At 59.5% G+C, this 22,437-nt stretch carries 21 protein-coding genes; 5 read left to right on the top strand and 16 right to left on the bottom strand.

The annotated features are described in order from the left end of the window. Window positions 1–5: 5 nt before the first annotated feature. The 6 genes from AXG89_RS19790 to AXG89_RS19765 all read right to left on the bottom strand — a co-directional run bounded on the left by AXG89_RS19790 (window position 6) and on the right by AXG89_RS19765 (window position 4,379). Window positions 6–638: a flavin reductase family protein gene (locus AXG89_RS19790; RefSeq protein ID WP_062171910.1), complete on the bottom strand. Its 633-nt coding sequence runs from the start codon at window positions 636–638 to the stop codon at window positions 6–8. Next, window positions 631–1,533, bottom strand: coding sequence for a 3-hydroxyacyl-CoA dehydrogenase family protein (locus tag AXG89_RS19785; protein WP_236873479.1), 903 nt, complete (start codon window positions 1,531–1,533; stop codon window positions 631–633). Before AXG89_RS19785 ends, AXG89_RS19790 begins: the two co-directional genes overlap by 8 nt. Before the next feature lie 231 nt (window positions 1,534–1,764). Next, on the bottom strand, window positions 1,765–2,052 hold the full coding sequence (locus AXG89_RS19780) for a hypothetical protein (RefSeq protein WP_062171902.1): 288 nt from the start codon (window positions 2,050–2,052) through the stop codon (window positions 1,765–1,767). Window positions 2,053–2,656: 604 nt separating this feature from the next. Then, the gene (locus AXG89_RS42215) at window positions 2,657–2,809 is read right to left on the bottom strand and encodes a hypothetical protein (protein ID WP_162916086.1); all 153 of its coding nucleotides are present in this window, start codon (window positions 2,807–2,809) and stop codon (window positions 2,657–2,659) included. Between the two features lie 244 nt (window positions 2,810–3,053). Continuing rightward, complete coding sequence (locus AXG89_RS19770; protein WP_143325545.1) at window positions 3,054–3,551, bottom strand: hypothetical protein; 498 nt, start codon at window positions 3,549–3,551, stop codon at window positions 3,054–3,056. Window positions 3,552–3,695: 144 nt separating this feature from the next. Continuing rightward, complete coding sequence (locus AXG89_RS19765) at window positions 3,696–4,379, bottom strand: MgtC/SapB family protein (RefSeq protein WP_062171889.1); 684 nt, start codon at window positions 4,377–4,379, stop codon at window positions 3,696–3,698. Between the two features lie 150 nt (window positions 4,380–4,529). On the opposite strand from AXG89_RS19765, the gene AXG89_RS19760 reads away from it, so the two are divergent. Both AXG89_RS19760 and AXG89_RS19755 read left to right on the top strand, forming a co-directional pair. Then, a complete protein-coding gene (locus AXG89_RS19760; RefSeq protein WP_062171886.1) occupies window positions 4,530–5,645 on the top strand; it encodes an AGE family epimerase/isomerase in 1,116 nt (371 codons plus the stop codon). A 283-nt stretch (window positions 5,646–5,928) separates the two neighbouring features. After that, the gene (locus AXG89_RS19755; RefSeq protein ID WP_062171883.1) at window positions 5,929–6,369 is read left to right on the top strand and encodes a PaaI family thioesterase; all 441 of its coding nucleotides are present in this window, start codon (window positions 5,929–5,931) and stop codon (window positions 6,367–6,369) included. Between the two features lie 76 nt (window positions 6,370–6,445). On the opposite strand, the gene AXG89_RS19750 is transcribed toward AXG89_RS19755, so the two are convergent. The 5 genes from AXG89_RS19750 to AXG89_RS19730 form a co-directional block, all read right to left on the bottom strand. After that, entirely contained in the window at window positions 6,446–7,294 is an 849-nt protein-coding gene (locus AXG89_RS19750; RefSeq protein WP_062172602.1) for an ureidoglycolate lyase, read from the bottom strand. Window positions 7,295–7,501: 207 nt separating this feature from the next. Continuing rightward, window positions 7,502–8,344 (bottom strand): amidohydrolase family protein, encoded by an 843-nt coding sequence (locus AXG89_RS19745; protein WP_062171882.1) that lies wholly within the window; start codon window positions 8,342–8,344, stop codon window positions 7,502–7,504. Next, a complete protein-coding gene (locus AXG89_RS19740; RefSeq protein WP_062171880.1) occupies window positions 8,341–9,423 on the bottom strand; it encodes an aldo/keto reductase in 1,083 nt (360 codons plus the stop codon). Before AXG89_RS19740 ends, AXG89_RS19745 begins: the two co-directional genes overlap by 4 nt. A 46-nt stretch (window positions 9,424–9,469) precedes the next feature. Beyond that, window positions 9,470–10,759, bottom strand: a complete 1,290-nt coding sequence (locus tag AXG89_RS19735; RefSeq protein ID WP_062171879.1) for a UxaA family hydrolase — start codon at window positions 10,757–10,759, stop codon at window positions 9,470–9,472. Then, complete coding sequence (locus AXG89_RS19730) at window positions 10,756–11,103, bottom strand: UxaA family hydrolase (RefSeq protein WP_062171877.1); 348 nt, start codon at window positions 11,101–11,103, stop codon at window positions 10,756–10,758. The genes AXG89_RS19735 and AXG89_RS19730 overlap by 4 nt, the downstream gene beginning before the upstream one ends. Window positions 11,104–11,281: 178 nt before the next feature. On the opposite strand from AXG89_RS19730, the gene AXG89_RS19725 reads away from it, so the two are divergent. Both AXG89_RS19725 and AXG89_RS19720 read left to right on the top strand, forming a co-directional pair. After that, window positions 11,282–12,094: an IclR family transcriptional regulator gene (locus tag AXG89_RS19725; RefSeq protein ID WP_062003520.1), complete on the top strand. Its 813-nt coding sequence runs from the start codon at window positions 11,282–11,284 to the stop codon at window positions 12,092–12,094. A gap of 115 nt (window positions 12,095–12,209) precedes the next feature. Then, window positions 12,210–12,755, top strand: coding sequence for a hypothetical protein (locus AXG89_RS19720; RefSeq protein ID WP_062003519.1), 546 nt, complete (start codon window positions 12,210–12,212; stop codon window positions 12,753–12,755). An 11-nt stretch (window positions 12,756–12,766) separates the two neighbouring features. Here the strand turns inward: AXG89_RS19720 and AXG89_RS19715 are convergent, their stop codons facing one another. Continuing rightward, the gene (locus AXG89_RS19715) at window positions 12,767–15,148 is read right to left on the bottom strand and encodes a GNAT family N-acetyltransferase (protein ID WP_062171874.1); all 2,382 of its coding nucleotides are present in this window, start codon (window positions 15,146–15,148) and stop codon (window positions 12,767–12,769) included. Between the two features lie 284 nt (window positions 15,149–15,432). Here AXG89_RS19715 and AXG89_RS19710 point away from each other — a divergent pair, with 284 nt between their 5' ends. Next, window positions 15,433–16,323: a LysR family transcriptional regulator gene (locus AXG89_RS19710; RefSeq protein WP_062171872.1), complete on the top strand. Its 891-nt coding sequence runs from the start codon at window positions 15,433–15,435 to the stop codon at window positions 16,321–16,323. Window positions 16,324–16,408: 85 nt separating this feature from the next. On the opposite strand, the gene AXG89_RS19705 is transcribed toward AXG89_RS19710, so the two are convergent. The 4 genes from AXG89_RS19705 to AXG89_RS19690 form a co-directional block, all read right to left on the bottom strand. Beyond that, window positions 16,409–19,087, bottom strand: coding sequence for a fimbria/pilus outer membrane usher protein (locus tag AXG89_RS19705; protein ID WP_062171868.1), 2,679 nt, complete (start codon window positions 19,085–19,087; stop codon window positions 16,409–16,411). A gap of 179 nt (window positions 19,088–19,266) precedes the next feature. Then, a complete protein-coding gene (locus AXG89_RS19700) occupies window positions 19,267–20,010 on the bottom strand; it encodes a fimbrial biogenesis chaperone (protein WP_062171865.1) in 744 nt (247 codons plus the stop codon). A gap of 84 nt (window positions 20,011–20,094) precedes the next feature. Continuing rightward, complete coding sequence (locus AXG89_RS19695; protein ID WP_062171862.1) at window positions 20,095–20,655, bottom strand: fimbrial protein; 561 nt, start codon at window positions 20,653–20,655, stop codon at window positions 20,095–20,097. A 366-nt stretch (window positions 20,656–21,021) separates the two neighbouring features. Further along, entirely contained in the window at window positions 21,022–22,431 is a 1,410-nt protein-coding gene (locus AXG89_RS19690; protein WP_062171859.1) for an MFS transporter, read from the bottom strand. Window positions 22,432–22,437: the final 6 nt, after the last annotated feature.

Raw genomic sequence — 22,437 nt, 5'->3', positions numbered from 1 at the left:
TCAACCTACGACGTCGGCCGGATCATCTCGAACATCTCGCCAATTGCGGCGTAGTCCCCGCGATATCCCGCCCGCATGATTGGCTGCGCGGCGGCGGTATCGAAGATGCCGTCCTTCAGGAACTCACGGCGGATATGCACGCCGACCACCTGGCCGAGCGCGAGCCAGTTGTTCATTGGCGTGCCGTCCAGCGCTTTCAGCCGGACGATCTGCAGAAGCTTGCATTCGAGCGCCGCCGGAGACTCCGCCACGTGCGGCACGTTCACATTCACGCCCGGCGCCTTGGTCAGCCCGGCGAGTTCGAATTCATCGACCTCATGCGCGACCGGCGCGGATGTCTTGTTCATCTGCTCGGCGAGCGGCCTGCTCGATAGGTTCCACACGAACTCGCCGGTTTCCTCGATGTTCGTGATGCTGTCCTTGTACCCTTCGCTCGAGAACCCGATGATGTACGGGAACGTCGCGAACGCGCCAAAAAAGCTGTACGGCGCGAGGTTGACGCGGCCGTTCGGATCCCGGCTTGATATCCACCCGATCACCCGCGGCGCAACGATCGCCTTGAACGGATCGTGTCGAAGCTGATGTCCTTCGTCGGGGTGGTAGAAATGTGTGCCGGAGGTATTGCTGCTGTCATTCATGATTCTTCCTGGTCTGCTTTGCCGTGTGATGGATCAGCCGTTTGCGCCCCGCCTTCACGCGCGCGTGGTGTGCGTCGTCCCAATCATAAAAGCCCTGCCCGCTGCGCACGCCCACGTGACCGTTTTCCACGCGCTCGCGCATCAGCTGCAGGACGTCTTCATCCTTCGCAAGTTCGGGCATCAAATGCAAGCCAATGTCGAGCAGCGTGTCGAGCCCGCCCAGATCCGCGCTTTCCAGCGGTCCGACCATGCCGTAACGCCGGCCGAGCGACGCTTTCATCACGGCATCGACAACTTCCGGGGTCGCCGCGCCCGACCTCACGATAGCCAGCGCCTCTCGCAACACGGCAAACTGCAGCCGGTTGCCAACGAAGCCCGGAATAGCCTTTGTCAGCACAACGGGTTCCATGCCGATGGCCGTCATCAAATCTGCCGTGCGGCGTGTGACCTCGGGATCGGTTTCTGTACCCGGTACGACTTCAACGAGCGGGATGGTATGCGGTGGATTCCAGAAATGCGCAATCACGAACCGAGCCTTGTTTTCCAGCACTTGCGCGAGAAGATCGGGCGGAAAACCGCTGGTATTGCTGGCAAAGATGGCGTCGTCGCGCAGTAACGGTTCGAGCGCCCTATAGGTCCGGTTTTTCAGTTCGAGCAATTCGGGAATCGCTTCCACGATAAACCCCGCCGTCGCCACACGTTCGAGCTTGTCCGTGGTTTCAATGCGCCCGAGGACAACCGCTTTATCGTCCGCATGGAAAACGCCGGCGTCGATCAGTTCGTCAAGGATTGCCTCTGCTTTTGCCTGCACCGACGCCAGCCGCGCGGCATCGATGTCATGAACGATGGTCGGGTAACCGTGCAGCGCCGCCTGTGTTGCAATGCCAACGCCCATGAGGCCACTGCCCACCACGCCGATAGTGATCTGATTCAATTTCTCTCCGCTGTTTTTAAGCCGATCATTCAACCCTTGCCGGCTAGGATAGCGTAGCGGCCTGAAACCCGCGCCTCGGCCAAACGGCCGTGACGTGCATCGGACCGGCAAATCCAGGGCGAAAAAAAGCCGGCGGCCTTTTCAGGAAGCCGGCTTTTGCCGTGCATCTCGGTCTGATCTCAGCCCGTGAGATCAGTCATGGTGGTGGTCATCATGCGGCGGGTGGTGCGGACCCTGATCGTGCGGGTGATGGCGCATCCATTCGTCGCGCTGCCAATACCGATGACCGTCCCAATAGCGGTCGCCGTGCCAGCCGAGGTTGATCACCACGGCGGTCTTCAACATGTGGGGCTCGCCGTAGGTTTGCTGCATGGCCGGTCCGTGAATCATGCCGTTGTCGACCTGAGCAAATGCCGCCGTGCCCGTCATTAACGCGCCGCCGGCAAGCAAGGCAGCGATGATCGTGCGTGATGTTTTCATGACTATTCTCCTTTTTAGCTTCTCACAAGACGCGCGGTGAACGTGGGGATGTGTTGTGCCAGTGCCGCGTCGTTGAAACCACTTTAGCCACGCCGCAGATTGCACGACGTGAGGGCTTGTAAGTGTTCGTATCAACGGAAAGAACAGTCCGAGCTTGGTCGTAAAGTTTTCAAGTTATTGATTGAATTGACTTTCAGGACGTATATATCGCGGCGGGCCACTGGTTTTTTTGGCGCAGCGTGTAAGCAACGAAAATATGAAACCACGTTTTTCGTACGACATATTACGGAACGATTTCAGTAACCTGATCCGTTATGTGGTTGTAATCGAAGGCGTGAATCAGGCCTCGTCCAAGCGAGTATGGGAAATCGATACGGTGGGGAAAGCGAAACGGAAAGCGCACGAAGCAACGCCGATGAAGCGGGGAATTTGTGACGATGGCCGCGGAGACAACCAGGCTATCGGTAAAACGTTTCCAAGCTAGAAAAACTACATCATTCAAATTCTAAGAAAACAGGCGGACCGCACTACGAAAATTTCATGTCAAGCAGAAAACAACAGCATGATCAAATTTCGACGCGGTCCGCGCTGCTTTCGCGACAGCTCACAGACGAATACCGAAAACGGTGCCACGTGCCTTGCGAACGCGCTCTGCTTCGGCTTGGCGGGCTTGGTAGGAATAGTCCGAGTCCATCGGAAGATGCGGCGATTCAAACAGCGATGCGATTTTTTGCAGCAGTGCGAAGAGGTAGCTCATGTCAAACTCCGGTTGGTTGGTTCAGGGTTATCCCTTAGGCATGATTATAGGGTTTTCACTGACGGATTCCTAGCGCAACGCAACATTTTCTTCGTAGTTTTTCTACATCAATGCGTTTTAGCAACGACAGAGCAGTATCAAGACCGCAAAAACAGTAAGGGTTACCGGATTGTTGCGGCTAGGTTTCCTACACGGATGGATTCAACGCAGGTAAGTGTGAGCCGCGAGAGTGGCGGCCCGAGTCCTAGTCGACCCGCGGTGAGCTTTTTCGGGAGCCGGTGTGCGGTTCCGTGTTCGAGTGATCGGCTGACGCCAGCGGCAATTCGCCGTTGGCGGGGACTTCGGGTTGACTACAACCGGCAGTATCGTCCTCTCTTGCTTCGTGCCGCGTCGCGCGTATCGATGCCAAGTGCTCTTGCGCGTCTTCCATCGACGAGACAGCCTCCACCGCCGCCATGAACACGTCCGGCAATTCGAAGCCCGGCAGCGTGCACTGCCGGATGTCCGTGTTCAACGCCTGGAGCGTGGCGCGCTCGGTATCCTCGGCGAACAGATCGAGCGTCGGCGCTCCGTACGGCGCGCGGCTCATCACGCCGCCACGCTGCACTGGCCGCGCGGCACGAGCAAGTCTGGCGGCGGCGGCGTCAATCGGAGCGGGCGCGCAGGCAGCCATCTTGGCAGGATCATCGGCCGAGGCAGGAGAAACATCTGGACGAGCGGGATCTACAGCGGAATCGGGCATAAGTCGATGATGAAGAACAACGCGGAAAGCGAAGCTTGCGAGCGACCACCACCACTTATAAAGCGGCCCGGCGCCAAACGTCTGCGGGATTTTTTGAGCGCGCATTGTCGCACGTCGGTGCCGATAATTTCGGCAACCACATCGCTACAGTGCGCCTTCTTCCTTGAATTCACGCACGGTATCCAGCGCGCGCAACCTTGCGCAAATCGCCTGATATTCCGTCGCCGACACCCGCGACAGCGAAATCTGCACTTCATCCAGGTCGGCGGAATCATCGCTTTGCTGTACGACAAACTGCTTCACCCGCACGCTTCCCGCACCAAGCGCCTCGTGCAGCGCGTGGAAATTCAACGTGCCGCGCTCCACGAGCAAGGTCAACTGACGGCGCTGTTTCACCGATATGAACCGCCGTTCCAGCGGCTTGATACCCGCAAGAATGATCAGGATGATGATGGTGGCAGCGATCGATGCCGTGTAGAGTCCGCCGCCCACGGCGAGTCCGATCGCGGCGACCGACCACAGGCTCGCCGCCGTCGTGAGGCCGCGGATGATCTCGCCGCGCAACAGAATGGAGCCCGCGCCGAGAAAGCCGATCCCCGATACCACCTGCGCCGCGATCCGCGATGGATCGAGGACGATGTGATCGCGGCCGAGGACATCGGCAAAACCAAACGCCGACACGATCATGATGAGCGTCGATCCGACGCATACGAGCATGTGCGTGCGCAGCCCGGCCGCCCACGAGAGCCGTTCGCGTTCGAAGCCGATCACGCTGCCGAGCGCAGCGGCCAGGATGAGCCGCGCGATGAGGTCCATATTGCCTAGCATAAGTGCGTTTTCTCCTTTGATTGCGTTTTGCGGTGGCCTTGCAGGCGTCGGGGCACCGACGATGGTCCGGCAGGCGGCCGTTTTGATTTATCCTTGGTGCCCGCGTCCGGTGGCAACGCCGCCGGGCTCAACCTTTATTCTTGAAGCCGTATGCACGACCCAGATTTCACTGCGGGAACATCCTCCACCGGCGCGGCCCTGAAGGCGCATTACGAGCGCGTCGTGTTGCCCATCTGGCGCGGCCCGGGCTACAACCCGGCAATGCGTCTCGCCTACGAAGCCGTTTCCGCCGATGGCGTGACGCCCGTCCCCGCGCGTCGCTACCGCGCGATGGCATGCGCCCGCCAGCTCTTCGTGTTCGCGCACGCGGGGGACATCGGACACGCCGATACGCTGTTCGATTCGCTTCAGACCTATTTTCAGGACAGGAAAAACGGCGGTTGGTTCTATAGCGTCGACGCGAGCGGCGCGCCGCACGAGCGCCAAAAAGACCTCTATACGCACGCATTCGTGATTTTTGCCTGCGCGGAATATGCCCGGCGTGCGGCACCGGCGGCCGCGCAGAAAGCGCTGACGGTGCTCGAAGAAACATCGGCGATCATCGAGCGCCTGATGAGCGCCGAAGGCGGCTTGTTTCAATCCGCAATGACCGAGGACTTCTCCACCGCACTCGGCTCGCCGCTGCAAAACCCGTTGATGCATTTGACCGAAGCGTGGCTCGCCGCGCGCGACGCCACTGGCTTCGCCGTGTTCGACCATCGGCTGGAAAAGCTTGCGGCCGCTGTCTCGAGCGCATTCGTGCATCAGGAAACGGGGTGTATCGCTGAATTGCCGATTGGAAGCGCCAATAACTGGCTCGAACCGGGTCATCAATTCGAATGGCTGTTCCTGGTCGAAGGCAGCGGGCACGCGGCTTTCGGAGCAGCCGGGCTTGAGCACGCGTTGTTCCGCGCGTTCGATTTCGTGCAGCAATGCGGCGTGGATCCGGTGACGGGCGGCGTGGCTGCATCGGTCAGTGGACATGGCGGCGTGATCGATTCGACCCAGCGCATCTGGGCACAGACCGAATATCTGCGCGCGCTCGCCACGCACTCCGGCGATGCCGTTCGCGCTCAACTGCCCGCGCAGATCGAACGCTTTACGAAACGGTTCCTGCGGCCGAACGGGTGGATCGAAAGCCAGACGGCGGATGGCGTTATCGTCCGGTCGGAAATGCCTTCGACTACGCCCTACCACCTCGCAACCGCGTACGACGCGTTGCCCTGAAGCTTCAAAAAGTGTTTCGAGCGTGCTCCGGACGCCTCGCCATTCGCGCGAGGCGTTTCGCGTTTCAGGTTTCGTGTTTCTGCGTGAACTATCCCGTCCTGCATTCAGATCGCCGATAAATCACGTTTAAACCGGTAATTTGTCCGCAAATTCGAGATCGTCCTTGCACAGTGGAGAAGCGCTACCTACAGTCTTCTGCAGGACCGCGCCGATGGCCCTCGCCCCGATGCGGATTTGTGGGACTCAAGCTGACTGGACCGAAACCAAATGTAGGAGTGTCCGAATGGCCGAAATTGTCGATATCGCACGGGGCGCGTTGAACGCGCAGCCGTTTAGCGCCTTGCTGGGAACGAAGCTCATGCAGGTCGACTCCACGAGTCTCACGCTATGCCTGACCATTCGTGATGAACTCAGGCAGCAACACGGTTTTGTGCACGGCGGTGTGGTGAGTTATCTCGTCGATAACGCCCTGACCTTTGCCGGCGCGCTGCGCCTCGGGCCGAAGGTGGTCACCGGCGAATACAAGATCAACTATCTGCGGCCGGCGGTATCGGGCACCTTGATGGCTCGCGCACGCGTGATCTATGCCGGAATGACGCAGGCAACGTGTCAATGCGACGTGTACGTCACCGATGGCGGCACGGAACGCCTCGTCGCGGTCGCACAAGGAACGATTCATCGGATCAGCGAAATGGCTGCGGAACTGGAGCCGGTGAGCGCTTGAAGTTTCTATTGCAATGAAACGAAAAGGGGCCGTTCCAATGGTTGTTGGAACGGCCCCTTTTCTTTATGGTGCTGGCTTACTTCGCGTCGACCGTGCGTTGTTGCTGTTCGCCCAATCCCTGAATGCCGAGACGAACCGTCTGACCTGCTTTCAGGTAAACCGGCGCGGGTTTCACGCCCATGCCCACGCCCGGAGGCGTGCCCGTGGAGATGACATCACCCGGTTGCAGGCTCATCACCTTCGACAGATACGCGACCAGTTCGGCAACGCCGAAGACCATCGTCTTGGTGCTGCCGTTCTGATAACGGTGACCGTCGACTTCGAGCCACATGTCGAGACGCTGCGGATCGGCGATTTCGTCCTTCGTGACAAGCCACGGACCAATCGGGCCGAAGGTGTCGAAACCCTTGCCCTTGTCCCATTGCGTACCGTGCTCGATCTGCCACTCGCGCTCGGAAACGTCGTTGATCACGCAATAGCCTGCAACGTAGTCCAGCGCGTCTGCTTCGCTGACGTACTTTGCATGCTTGCCGATCACCACGCCGAGTTCGACTTCCCAGTCGGTCTTTTTCGATTCACGCGGAATCTCGATATCGTCGTTCGGGCCGCAAATCGCGCTGGTCCATTTGCCGAACAGCACCGGTTCAGTCGGAACCGGCAGGTTCGATTCGGCAGCGTGATCGGCGTAATTCAATCCGATACACACAAACTTGCCCACGCGCGCCACGCACGGGCCAATGCGCGGTTCGCCCGTCACTTCAGGCAGCGTGGACGGATCGATTGCGCGCAGTTTGGCAAGGGAGGCGTCGGATAGCGTGTCGCCTGCGATGTCGTCAATAACGTTCGACAAGTCGCGAATCTTGCCGTTCTGATCCAGCAAACCCGGTTTTTCCTGACCGTTCGGCCCAAAGCGCAGCAGTTTCATCGTGAGTGATCCTTCAGTTTCAGGTTTTGATTCGGTTGACGAGGTGTTCGATGTGCCCCATGTGTAAAGAGGGCTCGCCAGGAGCAGCGTTTCAGAAAATGTGAGGTAGAACCATAGCATTCACATGACACGTCTTTTTACCATTCCCGGCTTTCGTTGCGATTGCTGATGCGAAATTCCATGTATACCGTCGGGATTCTTCACGCCCTATAAGCGGTAGAACGTCTTTGCGGTGTCGCCGAAAATGGCTTGTTGTTGTGGTGCGTTCAGGTGCGACGTCAATTGCCGCGCTGCGTCATGCCATTGTGCGTAATCGCCGTTCAGGTTCAGCACCGGCCAGTCGCTTCCCCACATCAAGCGATCCGGTCCGAACTGCTTCAAAAGATGATCGACGTAAGGCTTCAGTATTGCCGTTGTCCAGCCCGGTGCAGCTTCGGTCGCCAAACCTGAGAGCTTGCAACGCAACCCTTGCGGCAAGGCCGCCAACTCTGCAATGCCATCCGCCCAGATTTGCCACCCGGCGTCTCCGTCCTTGATTTGCGGTTTAGCGCCGTGATCGATGACGATCCGCAAATCAGGAAAACGCTTCGCAAATACCGTCAGCGACGCAACGTGGCGCGGAAATATCAAAGCATCGAAGGCGAGATTGTTTTTTATCAGCGCGTGAATTGCCGGCGCCAACGCGGGATTCTCGATCCAGCGATCATCTGGCAGGTCCTGCAGCATTGGGCGCACGGCCTTGAGTTTCGGCTCACGTGCCAGTTCATCAATCAAATCGGCTGCGTTCGGCGCGTCCAGTGGAACCCAGCCGACCACGCCCGCGATAGATGAATCATTGCGCGCGAGATCAAGCAGGTATCGGGTTTCATCGACGGTCTGCGCCGCCTGCACAACCACCGTTCGAGAGACATTCTCCGCTTCGCGAAGCGGCTTCAAGTCATCCGGACCAAACACGCGATATAAGCCGCCAAGCTCAGGTGTCAACCAGCCGTAGTCCCCGCGCGATGGGTCCCAGAAATGCTGATGCGCATCGACGGATTCAACGCTCATGATTCGGCTTCGCCGGAACGTTCGGGCACGGGTGCCGATGCATGCAGCAGTCCCGCCGCCCGCAACGCGTCCCATAAATCAGCGGGCAGAGGATCAGCGAATGAAGCAACGTTCGACCGTACCTCGTCGGGGTTGCGCGCGCCCATCAGCACGGTGGCGACAACTTTATGCGCATAAGGAAACTGAAGGGCCGCGCTCGACAATGCGACACCATGCTCGCGGCATATTCGTTCCAGCGCATCGACGCGCTCGATGATCGAAGGCGGCGCATCGCCGTAGTTGAACTTCTGGTTGATCGCTTTCGGCGGCACATTATCGTGCGTCAAACCACGCGCGAGAATGCCCGAGTTGAACGCACCGCCCAGCAAGATGCTGACGCCGCGTTTCTCGCATTCGGGCAGCAAGTCGTCGAGGACGGCTTGTTCGAGCAAGGTGTATCGGCCGGCGAGTAACGCGCAATCGATATTGAACTCCGCCATCGCTTCCTGAACCGCCGCGCCTTCGTTCACGCCGAGTCCGACCGCTTTCACGCCACGCGATGCCCGTAGTTCATCGAGCGCGCGAAAACCGCCTTCGTCCGTGAGTTGCCGCCAGTAAAACGCGTTCTTCTCGCCGTGCGTAATGCGGCCGATGTCATGGATCAGAACAATATCGATATCCACGATTCCCAGACGCTGCTGGCTATCTTCGAATGAACGAAGAATGCCGTCGTAGGTGTAGTCGTAGATCGCCTGGAAAGGCAGGGGATTCGACCAGCCTTCGCTGCCGTCATATGGCGTCGTACGCGGGACAAAACGGCGTCCGACTTTGGTGGACAACACGTAGTCTTCGCGCGGATAGCGTCGCAGTGCATCGCCCATGCGATGTTCAGCTTTCGTATGGCCGTAGTGCGGGGCGGTATCGAAAAATCGGATGCCAGCTTGCCAGGCGGCATCGATCGTTGCCTGCGCATCTTCTTCCGACAAGTCGTGATACAGGCCGCCAAGCGGCGCACTGCCCAACGACAGCGCCGTCACTTCCAGCGATGTTTTTCCAACCTTGCGCTTTTTCACGACGGGGTTTCCGGTGATTGGGTTCATCGCGTGGTTCTCGATGCGTAATTCGGTGCGTTATTCAATGCGTGGATCAAACCGGAGCAATCGATACCGCGTGCCGCGGCGTAGCGTTCGCCGGCAAGCACGCAGGCCCGACCGGGTCGAACGTCTTGTACGTCAGGATGAATTCCTGATGACCCAGCGATTCGGACTTCGACGCAGCGCCTGCCGCGACTTTCACGGTGACATCGAATACTTCGCGGCCTACTTCGTCGAGCGTTCCGCGGCCTTCGAGGATGCGGCCGGCATCTACGTCCATATCGCCGGAGAGATTGCGGTACGTCGCCGGGTTCGCACAGATCTTGATCACGGGCGAGATGGCCGAGCCGACCACCGAACCACGCCCGGTCGTGAACAGGATCACGTGCGCGCCGCATGCGATCAATTCGCCGATCTCGGCGTTGTCACTGATGTTCGGAAAACCGAAACGCGGTTCGCCGTCCGGCACGACATCGAGCAGATACAAGCCGCCGACCGGCGGGATATCGCCCGGTTTGATGATGCCGACAATGGGCGACGCGCCGCTTTTCGCGTACGCGCCGAGCGACTTTTCTTCTTGCGTCGTGAGGCCGCCGTCCGCGTTGCCGACCGCAAACGAACCGTGTCCCAGGATCGAGTAATAGCGCGCGGCTTTATCCACGCACGCGACGATCTCCTGCCCGAGTTCCGGCCGCGCCGCACGGCTTTTCATATGGAATTCGCAGCCGACGAGTTCGCCGGTCTCTTCGAAGATGCAGGCGGCGCCGGCATCGATGAATGCGTCGAATGCGCGACCTACCGCGGGGTTTGCCGTAATGCCGCTGGTGCCGTCGGAACCGCCGCAAATCGTGCCGACGATGAGTTCATCGAGCGCCATTGGCACTTTTGGCTGGGCGGCAAGCGTCGCACGCGTTCCGCGAATCCAGTCGAGGCCGTTCTGGATCGTGCTGCGGGTGCCGCCCTTTTCCTGAATCGTCAGGACCTCGGCGGGACGGCCGCTCGCGCGAACGGCATCGACGAGATAGTGCTTGTTCATGCTCTCGCATCCCAACGATACAAACAGCACCGCGCCCACATTCGGATGTGTGGTCAGCCGTTCCATCATTTTTTCGGCATAGCCATTCGGATAGCAGCCGGGAAAGCCGATCAGATGAACCGGTGGTTCCTGTTCGGTATTCGGTTCATCGAAGGCATCGAACGCGGGGCGAAACTGCGTGACGATCTCGCGCGCCACGTGATGCGCGCACTCCACGAGATAAGCAACCGCGATCACATTGCGAATACCCTTGCGGCCGTCGGCGCGCAAGAAACCCTGAAGCTGGGGAGCGGTGGTTGCTGTCATTGGCTTGGCTTTTCCCGGTGATCCACGAACGCGTGGCCGGCGTCGTGGGTAAAGGTCGGGATGTAGTCGCTCTCGAGATTGTGGGTGTGCAGGTGGTCGCCGGGCTGAACGTCCGAATTCACGTGGCCGATAATCGCGCCGTAACGGAGCACTTTTTGATCCAAGCGCAACGCGTGGCGCGCGACTTTGTGTCCAAGGTCGATGGTCTTTGCCAGCGTGACGACCTCCCCTTCAATCTCGACGCGCTCGCCCGCCTCCAGACGCGCACCTGCAATCAGGCAATTGTCTTGCGGGCTTTGAAGAATCAGACGTGGGTCGGTACGGTTGTGCGGGGTGTGCGGCACGCAGACTTCCTTGAATTCGTTTTCGATTGTGTCGCTAGCGCGGGTTTGTATCAGTACAATCGTTCATCAGTGAACGTATTATTCATATGCGGACAAGTCGAAGTCAAGCTAACTGCGCACCGAATCGGTCCGTGTTTTCCCTTAGCATCGTGCGTTTATCGTTTTCAACAAGGCCGACATGCAGGCAGAAGATCCCTCCGACGCCGACCGTTATCGCGCGCCCGCGCTGGATAAAGGGCTCGATATCCTCGAATTGCTCGCCGAGCAAAAAGATGGATTGACGCGCGCCGAGATCACGAAATCGCTCGGGCGCAACGCGAGCGAGATGTACCGGATGCTCGAACGGCTGGTCGCGCGGCAGTATGTGGTGCGCTCGCCGGCGGGCGACCGGTATTCGCTGAGCCTCAAGCTGTATGCGCTCGCGCATCGCCATCCGCCGATGAACCGCCTGATCACCGAAGCGCTGCCGGTCATGCAGCGTTTCGCTGATCGCGCCGAGCAATCGTGTCATCTCGCCACGTACGACCGGGGCAATCTTCTTGTGATCGCGCAGGTCGACGGGCCGGGCACGTGGGGTATTTCGGTGCGGCTTGGCGCGCGCATCGGGTTGATCGATACCGGTTCAGGGCGCGTGACGCTCGCGTTCCAAAGCGCCGAACAGCGCGCGCATATGCTTGCCGAACACACGCAGGTCAAGGGCGAGACAGCGCTGGACCCGGTCGCGCTCGAAAGCGCGTACGCGAGGATTCGCGCGGACGGCTTCCTGCATAAGGAAAGTCAGCAGACGTTCGGCGTCATGGATGTGAGTTTTCCGCTGCTCGGGCCTTCGGGTCAGGCCGTCGCGACGCTGACCTGCCCGTTTCTCAGGCGTATCGATGAATACGTCGCACCGTCACTTGACGACGTCAGCGCAATGCTCGGCGAAGCGGCCGCGGCGCTGTCGATGTATCGCGAGCCTGAGTTGAATTCGGTGGTTGAAGTCGATGGTTGAACTCGATGCCGTGCGCGATGCGCGGTATTCCAGCCCGGCTTGATAGAATGGCGCCCCTCTCAAAAAGCGGCTGGTCGTTTTCGTACGATCTTCCGCGTCTTCATTCAGCAAGGCCATGGCGAAACTTCTGTCCGATCCCGAATTCCAGCGCTTCTCCGAACTCCAGCAAAAACAGTCCAGCTTTACGATCACGAGCGAAGAAGCCGATGAACTGCGCGACATCGTTGCACGCGCGCAGAAAAAGCGTGACGACCGCGCAGCAGCGATGCAAAGCATCGAAACATTCATTGCGCAATTCGATATCAGCGCGGACGAGCTGTTCACCGCCGACCAGATCGCCGATGCCGCCCGCAACTTCGGCCTGATCCCTGCAGCGAAGAAAGAACGCGTCATGCCGCCGCAGTTGTCGTTCAACGGCAAGCCATATCAATGGACGAGCCGAGCGCTGCCCGACGACATCCGCGTACCCTTGTTCGAAGCGTTCACTTCGGGCGCATCGGTCAAGTCGTTTATTGCAACGCCCAAGGACACGAGCCGGTGCGCGGCTACCATCGCGCGTCTGGAGCGCGAAACCGGCAGCGTCTACGCCGACGCGTGGCTGGAAGAACTGGCGGTATCGCGTTCGCAAGTCGATGAAGCGCTCGCCAAGCTCGCGGCTTAAGCGTTAACGGTTCACGTCGGCGCCGAATCGGCGTCGGTCAGCCGCATGCGGAATCCCACCACGCCCGGGTCATCTGTCGGCGTGATCTGAAAACCGCAGCGGCGCGCGAGCGCGATCATTCCGGTGTTTTCCCGCAGCGCCTCGCCGGCGAGCCACCGCGTTCCGCGCGACTTGCAATACGCGATGATCCGCGACAGCAGCAACATGCCCAGACGCCTGCCCTTCTGATCCGACCGCACCGCTACCGCGAACTCGGCGGTCTCGTTGTCCGGATCCGCTATTGCGCGGGCCACGCCCAGTGTCTGCATTGCTTCGTCCTCACCCGTCACTGCGATAAACGCCATCTCTCGGTCGTAATCGATCTGCGTCATGCGCGCGAGCTGCGAGTGATCGAAGCTGCGTACTGAGCTGAAGAAACGCAGGCGCAGGTCCTCGGGCGTCATTGCCGCGACAAAAGCGCTGTGGGCGGCTTCGTCGTCAGGACGGATTGGACGTACGGTGACCTGGAATCCGTTCCAGTCCAGCGTCTCCTCAAGCCGGCGCGGATACGGCTGGATGGCGAGCGGCGTGCGGTGCGCGGCCAGCGTCAGGTGCGGCTCATAAACCACGACCGCCTGGCGCGTGACGCGTACTGTCAGGCGCAGAGCCACGATCTGCTCGATTTCACACACCGCATTCGACAAAGCCGTCAGCGCATTCAACAAGGTCTCGGCCGGCAATTCCCGCGCCCTTGGCGAGCGCATCACGAGGTCGCGGGCGAGCAATGGATTTAGCGGCGGAAGGGCGAACTCGTGCAAGGAATCCGGCAAACCGAGCGCGCCGGCAGCCCTGAACTCGAATACCGGACCGAATATGCGGTGGTTGAGCAGACGTACATCGATTTCAATGGCGTCGTCGCTACGCGGCCCCGTTGGCCCCGCCTTCACGACAATTTCAAACTGACTCAAAACCCGCGACGCACGCTCGCCATCCAGCTCGGCCACGCCAGTGCTCAACGCAGCCATCACCTGAGCCTGCGCGCTGTCGAGCGCCCCCACCGCCTGGGGTAGCGGCCCGTCGGGCGTCTGCATCAACAATTCACGGCCCTGGCGATAGTCAACCAGCCGGGCGAAACCCCGTGCGAGCCGCTGCGGTGTGGTGTGAACCGGAATGCCGTGCGCATGCAACGCGTCGCGCGTGGCTTCATCGACACAACCAAAAAAGCACGCCAGTAATCCGCGATACGCATGATCCTTCTGGGCGATCATCATGCGCGCGACCTCGGCAACCGGTGCTGCATGCGTCGGCGCATGGACCACAAACGCAGTCCCGGTCTCACGATGCGGCGCCAGCGCTTCGAGCGCCGCGCCGAAATCAGCGGCAGTGGCGGCGTCGCCCAGTTGCAGCGGATTGCCGAGCCGCGCGCCCGGCAATGCTGCGGTGACGGACTTGCGGGCCGCGTCGGGCCAGAGTGCGAGTGCGTCGCCGGCGGTGGCGAATGCATCGGCTGCAAGCGCTGCTACGCCCCGGTCGCTCGTGATCACGGTTGCACGATCGCTCGCCGCCACACGGCCAACCCCGAGCGTCTCGATTTCGTCCAGGAGGTCGTCCAAAGAATCGACGCGTACCAGACCCGCACGCCGGAATGCAGCGCTGTATAACGCGTCGAACGGATCGTCGTGGCCGGTGCGTAGAACGAGCACAGGTTTGTTGCGTGCGGCAGCGCGCGCCGCTGACATGAACTTGCGCGCCATTCGCACCGATTCAACGGCAAGCAGGACTGCACGCGTACGGGCGTCGCTTGCAAGAAAATCGAGGGTATCCCCGACATCGACATCTGCCTCATCGCCCAGCGCCACCACTCTAGAAAAGCCAAGACCGCGGGCGTTCGCCCAACCGAGCACGCCATTGGTCAGCGCATTCGACGCCGATACCCACGCTACCCCTCCAGCCGCAACCGGAGATGACGGCGCGCCCAGCACGGCGCCAGTGAGCGGCGTCATCACACCGAGGCTTGCCGGACCGACCACGCGCAACAAGAACGGCCGTGCCGCGGCAAGTGTCCGGTTTGTCCAGTTGCTGACCGTCTGGCCACGGGTTTCGCCCGACTGCCCAACGATTACGACTGCCCGCGTGCCCCGTTCGCCCAACTGCTGGACGATCGCCGGCCATGTTGAGGGTGGCGTGCACAACACTGCCACGGTGGGTGCATCGGGCAGATCCTCGATCCGGGCGTAGGCCACAGCGTCATCGATCTGACGATGCTTCGGGTTCACCGGCCAGATCCCACCCGCGAATCCCGCGCGACTGAGTCGCGACCACACCATTTCGCCGATACTGCCCGCGCGCAGCGACGCACCGATCACGGCGATCGATTTCGGATGGAATAGCGCGTCGAGATTGCGTACGGTCATGCAGCCTCCTGGAACGGGATGTATCCAGCATAGGCGATTCATGCCCCGCCAACTACTAGTCGAATGGCCTAGTCCCCTGCGTCTTATCCGCGGGTTCGCAGCTTTGCTGATAGCCCCTTATGAGAATTCCTGCTGCTTCAACGTTGGCCGAAAGGTCTATTGTTTCGGTCCCGGAATCAAGGTAATTTTATCGAACGCGGGACAAAGACCCTCGCTCGCAAACAACGGGGCGCATGTACCTGGCCAACAAGAACAACTGGGGAGACTGGCAGTCAGGAATCACTATGCGACACCTTCCATCGTTAATTGCGCTACGTTTTTTTGAAGAGACGGCGCGGCATTTGAGTTTCAACCGCGCAGCACGAGCGCTGTGCGTCACACAAGGAGCTGTAAGCCGGCAAATCCGGCTGCTGGAAGAATCGTTGGGCGTGAAGCTTTTCGAGCGCGACCACAAAGGGATTCGGCTGACGCCGGCAGGCGTGACATTGATGCCCTCAGTGACGGAAGCGTTTGATGTCATCGAGCGAGGAACACGGCATTTATCAGGTGCTGTGGAACGCAGGCGTCTCGTTGTGTCGTTGCCCCCCACGTTTGCAACGCAATGGTTTTCTTCGCGGCTGGGCGCGCTCGCGGAGCAACTGCCAGACGTGGATTTATCGATCCGGACGCAGGACAGCGGCGAATGTCATTGCAGCGTCCGGTTCGGCCGCGAACCCGCGCGCGAGTCAACCATTGAAGGCGGCTCGGAGCTTTTGCTGATGGAAAGACACGCACTGGTAGGCGCAGCCGGATTGGCCGGCGTACCGGTCGAGCGCCTGCTTGATGAATTGCCCGCGCTGCATGTACTGCACGAAGACGTGCGTTTGAAATTATGGCCAAACTGGTTGGCCAAGGCGGGGATGCCCGCGCGCTACGCGGATAACGGCATCGAGTTTTCGAATCTGCAACAAGCGATTCACGCGGCGCGGCGTGGTGTCGGACTCGCGGTTGTGGACCTGAACATGATTGATGACGAGCTGACCGAAGGCGCGCTCGTGAGAATGTCCGACGTGGAGATGGTCGGACCGTTTGGATATTGGCTCGATGTGCCGGAAACGCATCGTGAAACTGAAACGGTGAGTTCGTTCGCGGCCTGGTTGCGTTATGAGGCAAGTGAAGCGGAACGAATCAAATGAGCGCCTCGTTACCGGCCGGATTGCACTGATACCACTCGTGCGCTTCTGGCCGGAACGTTGAGTCACTTGAAAAGCCAGCTTCGTGTCAGCGCATGGCGCTTCCCGACGCCCCTGTTCCCGTAACGCCATTCGCCTGCATTTCACCCCAGGGCACACAATGCGATTGCACCGATAAATACCCTGGGTTATATGCCTTTGGGTCTTTTTTTGGCAACGTATAGCTGATCCGGCATTGTTCGACGGGGCCACTGCCCCACTTCACCGTAAGCGCGCCCTGATCTTCAAGACCTCGCGCAAAAACTCTGCTGTCCTGACCAACTACGCCCACCATATTTCCTTGTTCGTTTTCCACGCTCGCTCCAAATGGTAACGTTCCACCACCTAGTTTCGGCGCTTGAATCAGCGCCGCCCGACCACTCACCGTCTCGTACTTCATCATCACTATAGAGCCTGCACGGGGCGCCACCTGCGCGGATGTCGATTTAAATTCGACATCGGTGGACGTGCCTTTCGGATCGATATCGATCACGTTCATGCTGTAGGGCGACAGGTACGGAATCACTGCATATCCACGTGAATCGACCGTCGTTCCCGGTGCGTTCGTCACGGTCGCGCCGGCAGCAGCAGGCGCATTCACAATGCCGAACGTATCGCCTACTGTTTGCGAAAATGTCACTCCGCCCGGGTGCGCCACGACCGATCCCTGCACGCCCGCCGATACCTGCCGCGTGCCGCCGCCACCGCTTGCGGATGCATTCACCGTAGCGTACGGCGCGCGATAGGTTGCGCTCACACCGGCGTTGCCATTGTTGGCAGAATTGCCGCCGACGTTGTACGTGCCGTAGCCGTTGTAGGAGAACTGGTTCGTGGCGCCCAGCGAACCACTCACATTTGCCTGCATGTTCGTGGCGCCGTTCGAGTTGTAAGAGGCGTTGGTAGTCAACATCGGCGCGTGCGCCGTATGCCCGAGCGGGATCGTCGTGCTCAGCAAGAATTCGTTCGATAACTCTCCGTCCATGGTCCGCGTGCGGCCGGCCGTCAGGCTATAGGTTCCGTATTTGAACGCGTTGGTGTAGCCCGCCTGAAACAAGGTATCAGTGCCGCCGCGATTCCAGTAATTCTGCGACGATCCGGTAACGAACATCGTGCCGTGATCGCCCAGCTTCTGGTTGATCGATACCTGCATGCGGTTGCGCTGTCTATAAATCGCATCGATATCGCCACCATGCTCCGAGATATCGCGAATGGACGCTGCATCGTTCATGTTCAGATACCCTGCTGTCGAGAACCGGTAAGCCGCGACAGACACGTTCGTATTGGTCGCCCCGACAAACTTGCTGTAGCCCACGCGCAAGCTCGCGCCGTGCATCGACTGGGATTGCGGCACGCTGGTCATGGCGCCGGTGACGTCCATCGAAAACGCGCCGAAGCCGGTGTTCAATGCACCACCGAAGTTCAGCGCGCCATATCCGCTCGATGCAACCACACCGCCGTAAGCCGTCACTGTGTTCGTCAGGCCATGTTGAAGCGTGAACTGGCCGAAAACGGGTTTTGTATCGATGGAATCGTTACGCAGCTGGCCTGCCGTCGCGCTGAAACGGGTGACGCCGGGACGCAGCAATTGCGCCACCGATGCGAACGGTACGGTGAACTCCTTGCTGCGGCCATCGGCTTCGGTCACCGTCACGACCAGATCACCGCCGTAGCCGGTCGAATACAGATCATTGATCTCGAAGGGACCGGGCGCAACGTTTGTTTCTTCCAGCACCTGGCCGTTTTGGCGGATCGTCACGCGTGCATTCGATTCTGCGACACCGCGCACAACCGGCGCATAACCGCGCATTGAATCGGGAAGCATGCGGTCATCGGTGGCGAGTTGTGCGCCGCGAAACGACACGCTGTCGAAGATCTCGCCGCTTGTGCTGGCATCGCCGAGCGTCAGTTGCGCGCCGAGCTTTTCGACATCGCGTTGGGCGTAGGTCGCAATGTTGTCGAACTGTGTGGGCTGCCCCGTTCCCGACGATATCGACGATTGATGCCGAAGGTGCCATGCGCCCAGATTCACGCCGGCGTTGAGGCCGAGATAGCTTTGGGTTGAGCCGGGGCCCGAGCCGTCGGTCCGGAATGTGTTGGCGTTATAGCTCACAAATCCGCCGTTGACGCCCTGGTCCCATTGTTCGGGCGGCACGTAACCTCGTGCCGCGTTACGCATGAATGCCTGCGGCACGCTCAGTTCGAGGGTTTGCTGGGTAAAGTCGAAGTCGACCGTCGCGCCGGGCACCAGCGTGCCAATCTCTTCGCAGGTGTCGGTATCGGCTGCCGGGGTCGTTGCCGGTGCCTTCCGGCCACCGGCCGCATCCGCCTTGGCCATATCGACGCCCGCGTGCTGCAACATTGCACGGGTGAAACACGGCTTGGCGCTGAATGGGCCACCTCTGGAAACAAAGCGGATGTCCTGGCGGCTCAGGCGCGCACCGTTCACGTACAGGTCAACCGAATAGGTTCCTGGTGAAACCGCGTTGCCGCGCGTGAACCGGCTGGTATCGATCGGCGTTCCACCATCCTGGCGCAGGTAGGTGTTATCGAAGCTCACTTCAGCAACCGTGCCACTTTTGCTTTGATCCAATCCCGAGGCATCAGCCATTGCTTGCGGAATCGCGGCGCACGCCATCATTGAAAATGCGATTGCGGCAATCGGCTTCAGACGAAGCCGGAACGCATCCTGGCTTTGACGGGAGAAAGCATGTTGAGCAGCTTGTTTCATGGTTCGGCCTGCGTTGATTCGGTCTATTCAGTCGGTTCAGACGCGAGTTGACCCACCGGGCTGTTCGGACAGCCCGTTCGGCAAATGCGTAAAGGTTTTTTTGAGGAAGGCGTCGGCCAGTTGCTGCCCGCGACGCCTTCAGTTACCCGGGGCGATGGCCGCCCCGATCAGGCGACGTCTTATGGCGCGAGAGGTGCGTCGAGCGACACGGCGCCGCCGAAATCGCTGATGGTCGAAAATTTGACACGGGCGTTGGCCGGCGCTGTTTTCATGTTCTTGATCGGGAACTGCGCGCTTCCATGCGGCTCGACCATGCCGCCTATGTCGTTGCTGAAGGTCTGACCGCTACCGACCACATTGATATTGCTGAACGACACGTAATAGGCCGTCGGATTGGTCGCCTTCACTTCATACCCTTTGTTATCGACGGCGGGTACGAGTTTCCATGTCACTTTTGCCGGTGCTTCATCGGCGGTTCCGGGCAAACCCTTCGGACGCGCAAATACCTTGATTCGAGTCCGGAACGCGAATTGAAGCGTGTTGACATCGGAATCCTTGGCAGTCTTCGGCGGTACGTCGAGCACGTTGAGCCAGAACACCGACTCGCGGTCCTGCGGCAATGCATCGCCCGTGTACATCATTCGTAGCGTCTGGGATTTTCCGGCGTCCATGCGAAAGATCGGCGGCGTCAACACGAAGGGCGCGCTTGCCTCGCCCGGCTTCGCCGCGGCATTGCCTTTGTCCATCCAGACCTGAACCAGCGAGGGTTCGCTGCGATCATTGGTCAGCTTGACCGTCATCTCACGATTTTCAAGGGGATACACCACGCGTGTTCCGCCCACTGTCACGCTTGCGCCCGCACTTCCGGCAACGAGGGCCGCGATCAAGCCCAAACCATATGCAATTTGCCTGAGGGACTTCATGATTGATGCATCTCCGTAAAAAACGTATCTCGAAAATTTGAAAAAAAACAGGCACCTGCACCTGCAGATGCCCGTTGGTACACCTTATTGGTAGTCGACGGTGTATTGAACCGACGTGCTTACCGGGCCAGCCTTTGCCGCACCCGTTGCGTAGTACTCTGCGAAGTACTTGAGGTCAGCGTTGCCCGAAACGATGGCCGCACCGTTGCCGGCCATGTCGTTGTTCTCGCCCGTCGCCACATTGATGGGCAGGTGCGACGCGTTCAGCAAGCGAACCTGCACATTTTCAGCACCGGCGGGGGCTTGGTTTGCCAGGTAACCCGTGGTTTGATCGACCGTCGGGCCATTTTCGAAACGAGCGACTGCCTTCGATTCTGTCGAGCAACCGCTCAATGAGAACGTCAGGTCGGTTGCGGAGGTCGTGCCGGCCGTCGAGCCCTTCGAAGCCAGGGTGCTGTTTGTTACGGTCGGCAGCGTGACATTTTTATCAGCAGCGCCAGATACTTTTGCGTCGATCGAGCATGTTGTGTCAGTCACTGCACCGGTAAATGTGATCGTGCCGTCAGCAGCGCTCGCGCCAGTCGAAGCCAAAGCAATGGTCGCGATAGTTGCAGCAGCAGCGATGGTGGAGATGAATGATTTCATGGTGATTTTCCAATAGAGAAATTAACGAGGTTTCGAACACTTGCGGCGCTTGAACTACGTGTCCCGTAGTGCCGTCCGCGCAGTGCGAGCCGCCTTTTTCATCGTCTGGATTCTGGTGAGAGGCGATGAACCGGTTCGTCTGCGAGTGAATGAATCTTAAGGCGCGATGCCTCGGATTACCCTCGGAACTCTCCGAAGAATTAGGACGAAACTAAGAATTCCTAATATCGAAATCAGGATGGTTTTTGGTTGATGCGATCGCGTTTTCAAATGCGGAAAGGCGTCCGCAAGCGGACGCCTTTTTTAAGGTGAGGTTTATCGGGAACTGCTGCGCGAAGCCAACCTATCCGGCAGCACGCTTGGAGCTCATGACGATCCGCTCGCGGCACGCAGAGTCAGGTTGCGTGTCTCAGGAGCCCAGGCGATCGATACGATCATGCCAACAAGCAGAACAGCGGCGAGAATCATCATGGTGTAGTGAAACCCGATCTGCGCGATGCCGACCGGTAGCAAGAACGTACCGATTGCCGAGCCAAGCCGGCTGCACGCAATGGCAAGTCCAACGCCTGACGCGCGTACTTCGGTTGGAAAGCATTCGGGCGGAAACACGCCGACCAGATTGCTGAATGCCGACATGGTCAATGTGAAAACAGCAAACGCAGCGATCATCGCAAGCGTTGCAGATGACGGCAGCAGGCTCATGGCCACCAGCATGGCGCAGGTCACGGCAAACGATCCAATCAAAAAGTGCCGGCGGGGCAACTTGATGGTGAGCCAGATTCCGAGCACCGCACCTATGACCAGTACAGCATTGAGCAACAGGTCCGCACCGAAACCACCACTCAGGCCGATCACTTTCAGGATGCCTGGCAAGAATGTGTAGATCGCGAAATACGGAATGACGAGACACACAAAGAATCCGCAGTTGAACAATGTCCTGCGAATCAGGTCAGGTTGAAACAGCCGTGCGTAACCATGCTTCCCACCGCCGACATGACTGCTATGTTCAGCGTCGAGAATGACGTCGGGGCCGAAATGCTTGCGGACCACATCGTGCGCTTCCTTCACCCGCCCCTTTCCGAGCAGCCAGCGCGGAGACTCTGGCGTGCCAATGCGCAGCAGCAGGACGATGAATGCAGGAAGACTCGCCGATGCAAGCAGCCAGCGCCATGCATCCGGACTGGCTTCTCCATACGACATGCCGAGTACGTTCGCCACCACGTAACCGATTGTCCAGACAACGCTGAACGATCCAAGAAGCGCACCACGATGCTTGCGAGGCGAAAATTCTGCCAGGATGGCGTGACCGACCGTGAAGTCGCCGCCCATACCGAAGCCGATCAAAACCCGAAGCGCAAACAATTCCAGCGGCGATGTGGCGAAGAACTGAAGGAATGCGGCAATGGTAATGATGACAAAACTGGTGAGAAAAATGCGCTGGCGGCCAAGCCGATCAGACAGGCGCCCGAAGATCAGGCTGCCAAGGAAAATGCCGATCAACGCCGAGCTGCCGATTGCACCCATCCAGAACGAATCGAGCGGCATCTGCCGGTTCATCGAGGCCAGCGCGTATCCCACTGTGCCCAACGCGTAACCTTCGGTGAAATGCGCGCCGAAAGTCAGGCCCGCGATCTTCACATGGAAGCGGTTCAGCGGAATGTCATCGAGCAGCATGGGCTTCGAGGCCGAATGGTCGGGTGTGCGGATTGGCGCCATACCTGCATGTGGTCCGGGACCATTGGGGATGGCACTACTTGAGGTGTCCTGATGACTCACTGCGTC

This window comes from Burkholderia sp. PAMC 26561 (genome assembly GCF_001557535.2).
Lineage (GTDB): Bacteria > Pseudomonadota > Gammaproteobacteria > Burkholderiales > Burkholderiaceae > Caballeronia.
Note: the sequence above shows the minus strand (reverse complement) of the source record. Positions and strands in the feature narration are given on the sequence as shown.

What these genes read in the sequence shown, in the direction of transcription:
- AXG89_RS19790 (WP_062171910.1), bottom strand. Translation starts at nt 638, where the DNA reads ATGAATGACAGCAGCAATACCTCCGGCACACATTTCTACCACCCCGAC.
- AXG89_RS19785 (WP_236873479.1), bottom strand. Translation starts at nt 1,533, where the DNA reads ATGGGCGTTGGCATTGCAACACAGGCGGCGCTGCACGGTTACCCGACC.
- AXG89_RS19780 (WP_062171902.1), bottom strand. Translation starts at nt 2,052, where the DNA reads ATGAAAACATCACGCACGATCATCGCTGCCTTGCTTGCCGGCGGCGCG.
- AXG89_RS42215 (WP_162916086.1), bottom strand. Translation starts at nt 2,809, where the DNA reads ATGAGCTACCTCTTCGCACTGCTGCAAAAAATCGCATCGCTGTTTGAA.
- AXG89_RS19770 (WP_143325545.1), bottom strand. Translation starts at nt 3,551, where the DNA reads ATGCCCGATTCCGCTGTAGATCCCGCTCGTCCAGATGTTTCTCCTGCC.
- AXG89_RS19765 (WP_062171889.1), bottom strand. Translation starts at nt 4,379, where the DNA reads ATGCTAGGCAATATGGACCTCATCGCGCGGCTCATCCTGGCCGCTGCG.
- AXG89_RS19760 (WP_062171886.1), top strand. Translation starts at nt 4,530, where the DNA reads ATGCACGACCCAGATTTCACTGCGGGAACATCCTCCACCGGCGCGGCC.
- AXG89_RS19755 (WP_062171883.1), top strand. Translation starts at nt 5,929, where the DNA reads ATGGCCGAAATTGTCGATATCGCACGGGGCGCGTTGAACGCGCAGCCG.
- AXG89_RS19750 (WP_062172602.1), bottom strand. Translation starts at nt 7,294, where the DNA reads ATGAAACTGCTGCGCTTTGGGCCGAACGGTCAGGAAAAACCGGGTTTG.
- AXG89_RS19745 (WP_062171882.1), bottom strand. Translation starts at nt 8,344, where the DNA reads ATGAGCGTTGAATCCGTCGATGCGCATCAGCATTTCTGGGACCCATCG.
- AXG89_RS19740 (WP_062171880.1), bottom strand. Translation starts at nt 9,423, where the DNA reads ATGAACCCAATCACCGGAAACCCCGTCGTGAAAAAGCGCAAGGTTGGA.
- AXG89_RS19735 (WP_062171879.1), bottom strand. Translation starts at nt 10,759, where the DNA reads ATGACAGCAACCACCGCTCCCCAGCTTCAGGGTTTCTTGCGCGCCGAC.
- AXG89_RS19725 (WP_062003520.1), top strand. Translation starts at nt 11,282, where the DNA reads ATGCAGGCAGAAGATCCCTCCGACGCCGACCGTTATCGCGCGCCCGCG.
- AXG89_RS19720 (WP_062003519.1), top strand. Translation starts at nt 12,210, where the DNA reads ATGGCGAAACTTCTGTCCGATCCCGAATTCCAGCGCTTCTCCGAACTC.
- AXG89_RS19715 (WP_062171874.1), bottom strand. Translation starts at nt 15,148, where the DNA reads ATGACCGTACGCAATCTCGACGCGCTATTCCATCCGAAATCGATCGCC.
- AXG89_RS19710 (WP_062171872.1), top strand. Translation starts at nt 15,433, where the DNA reads ATGCGACACCTTCCATCGTTAATTGCGCTACGTTTTTTTGAAGAGACG.
- AXG89_RS19705 (WP_062171868.1), bottom strand. Translation starts at nt 19,087, where the DNA reads ATGAAACAAGCTGCTCAACATGCTTTCTCCCGTCAAAGCCAGGATGCG.
- AXG89_RS19700 (WP_062171865.1), bottom strand. Translation starts at nt 20,010, where the DNA reads ATGAAGTCCCTCAGGCAAATTGCATATGGTTTGGGCTTGATCGCGGCC.
- AXG89_RS19695 (WP_062171862.1), bottom strand. Translation starts at nt 20,655, where the DNA reads ATGAAATCATTCATCTCCACCATCGCTGCTGCTGCAACTATCGCGACC.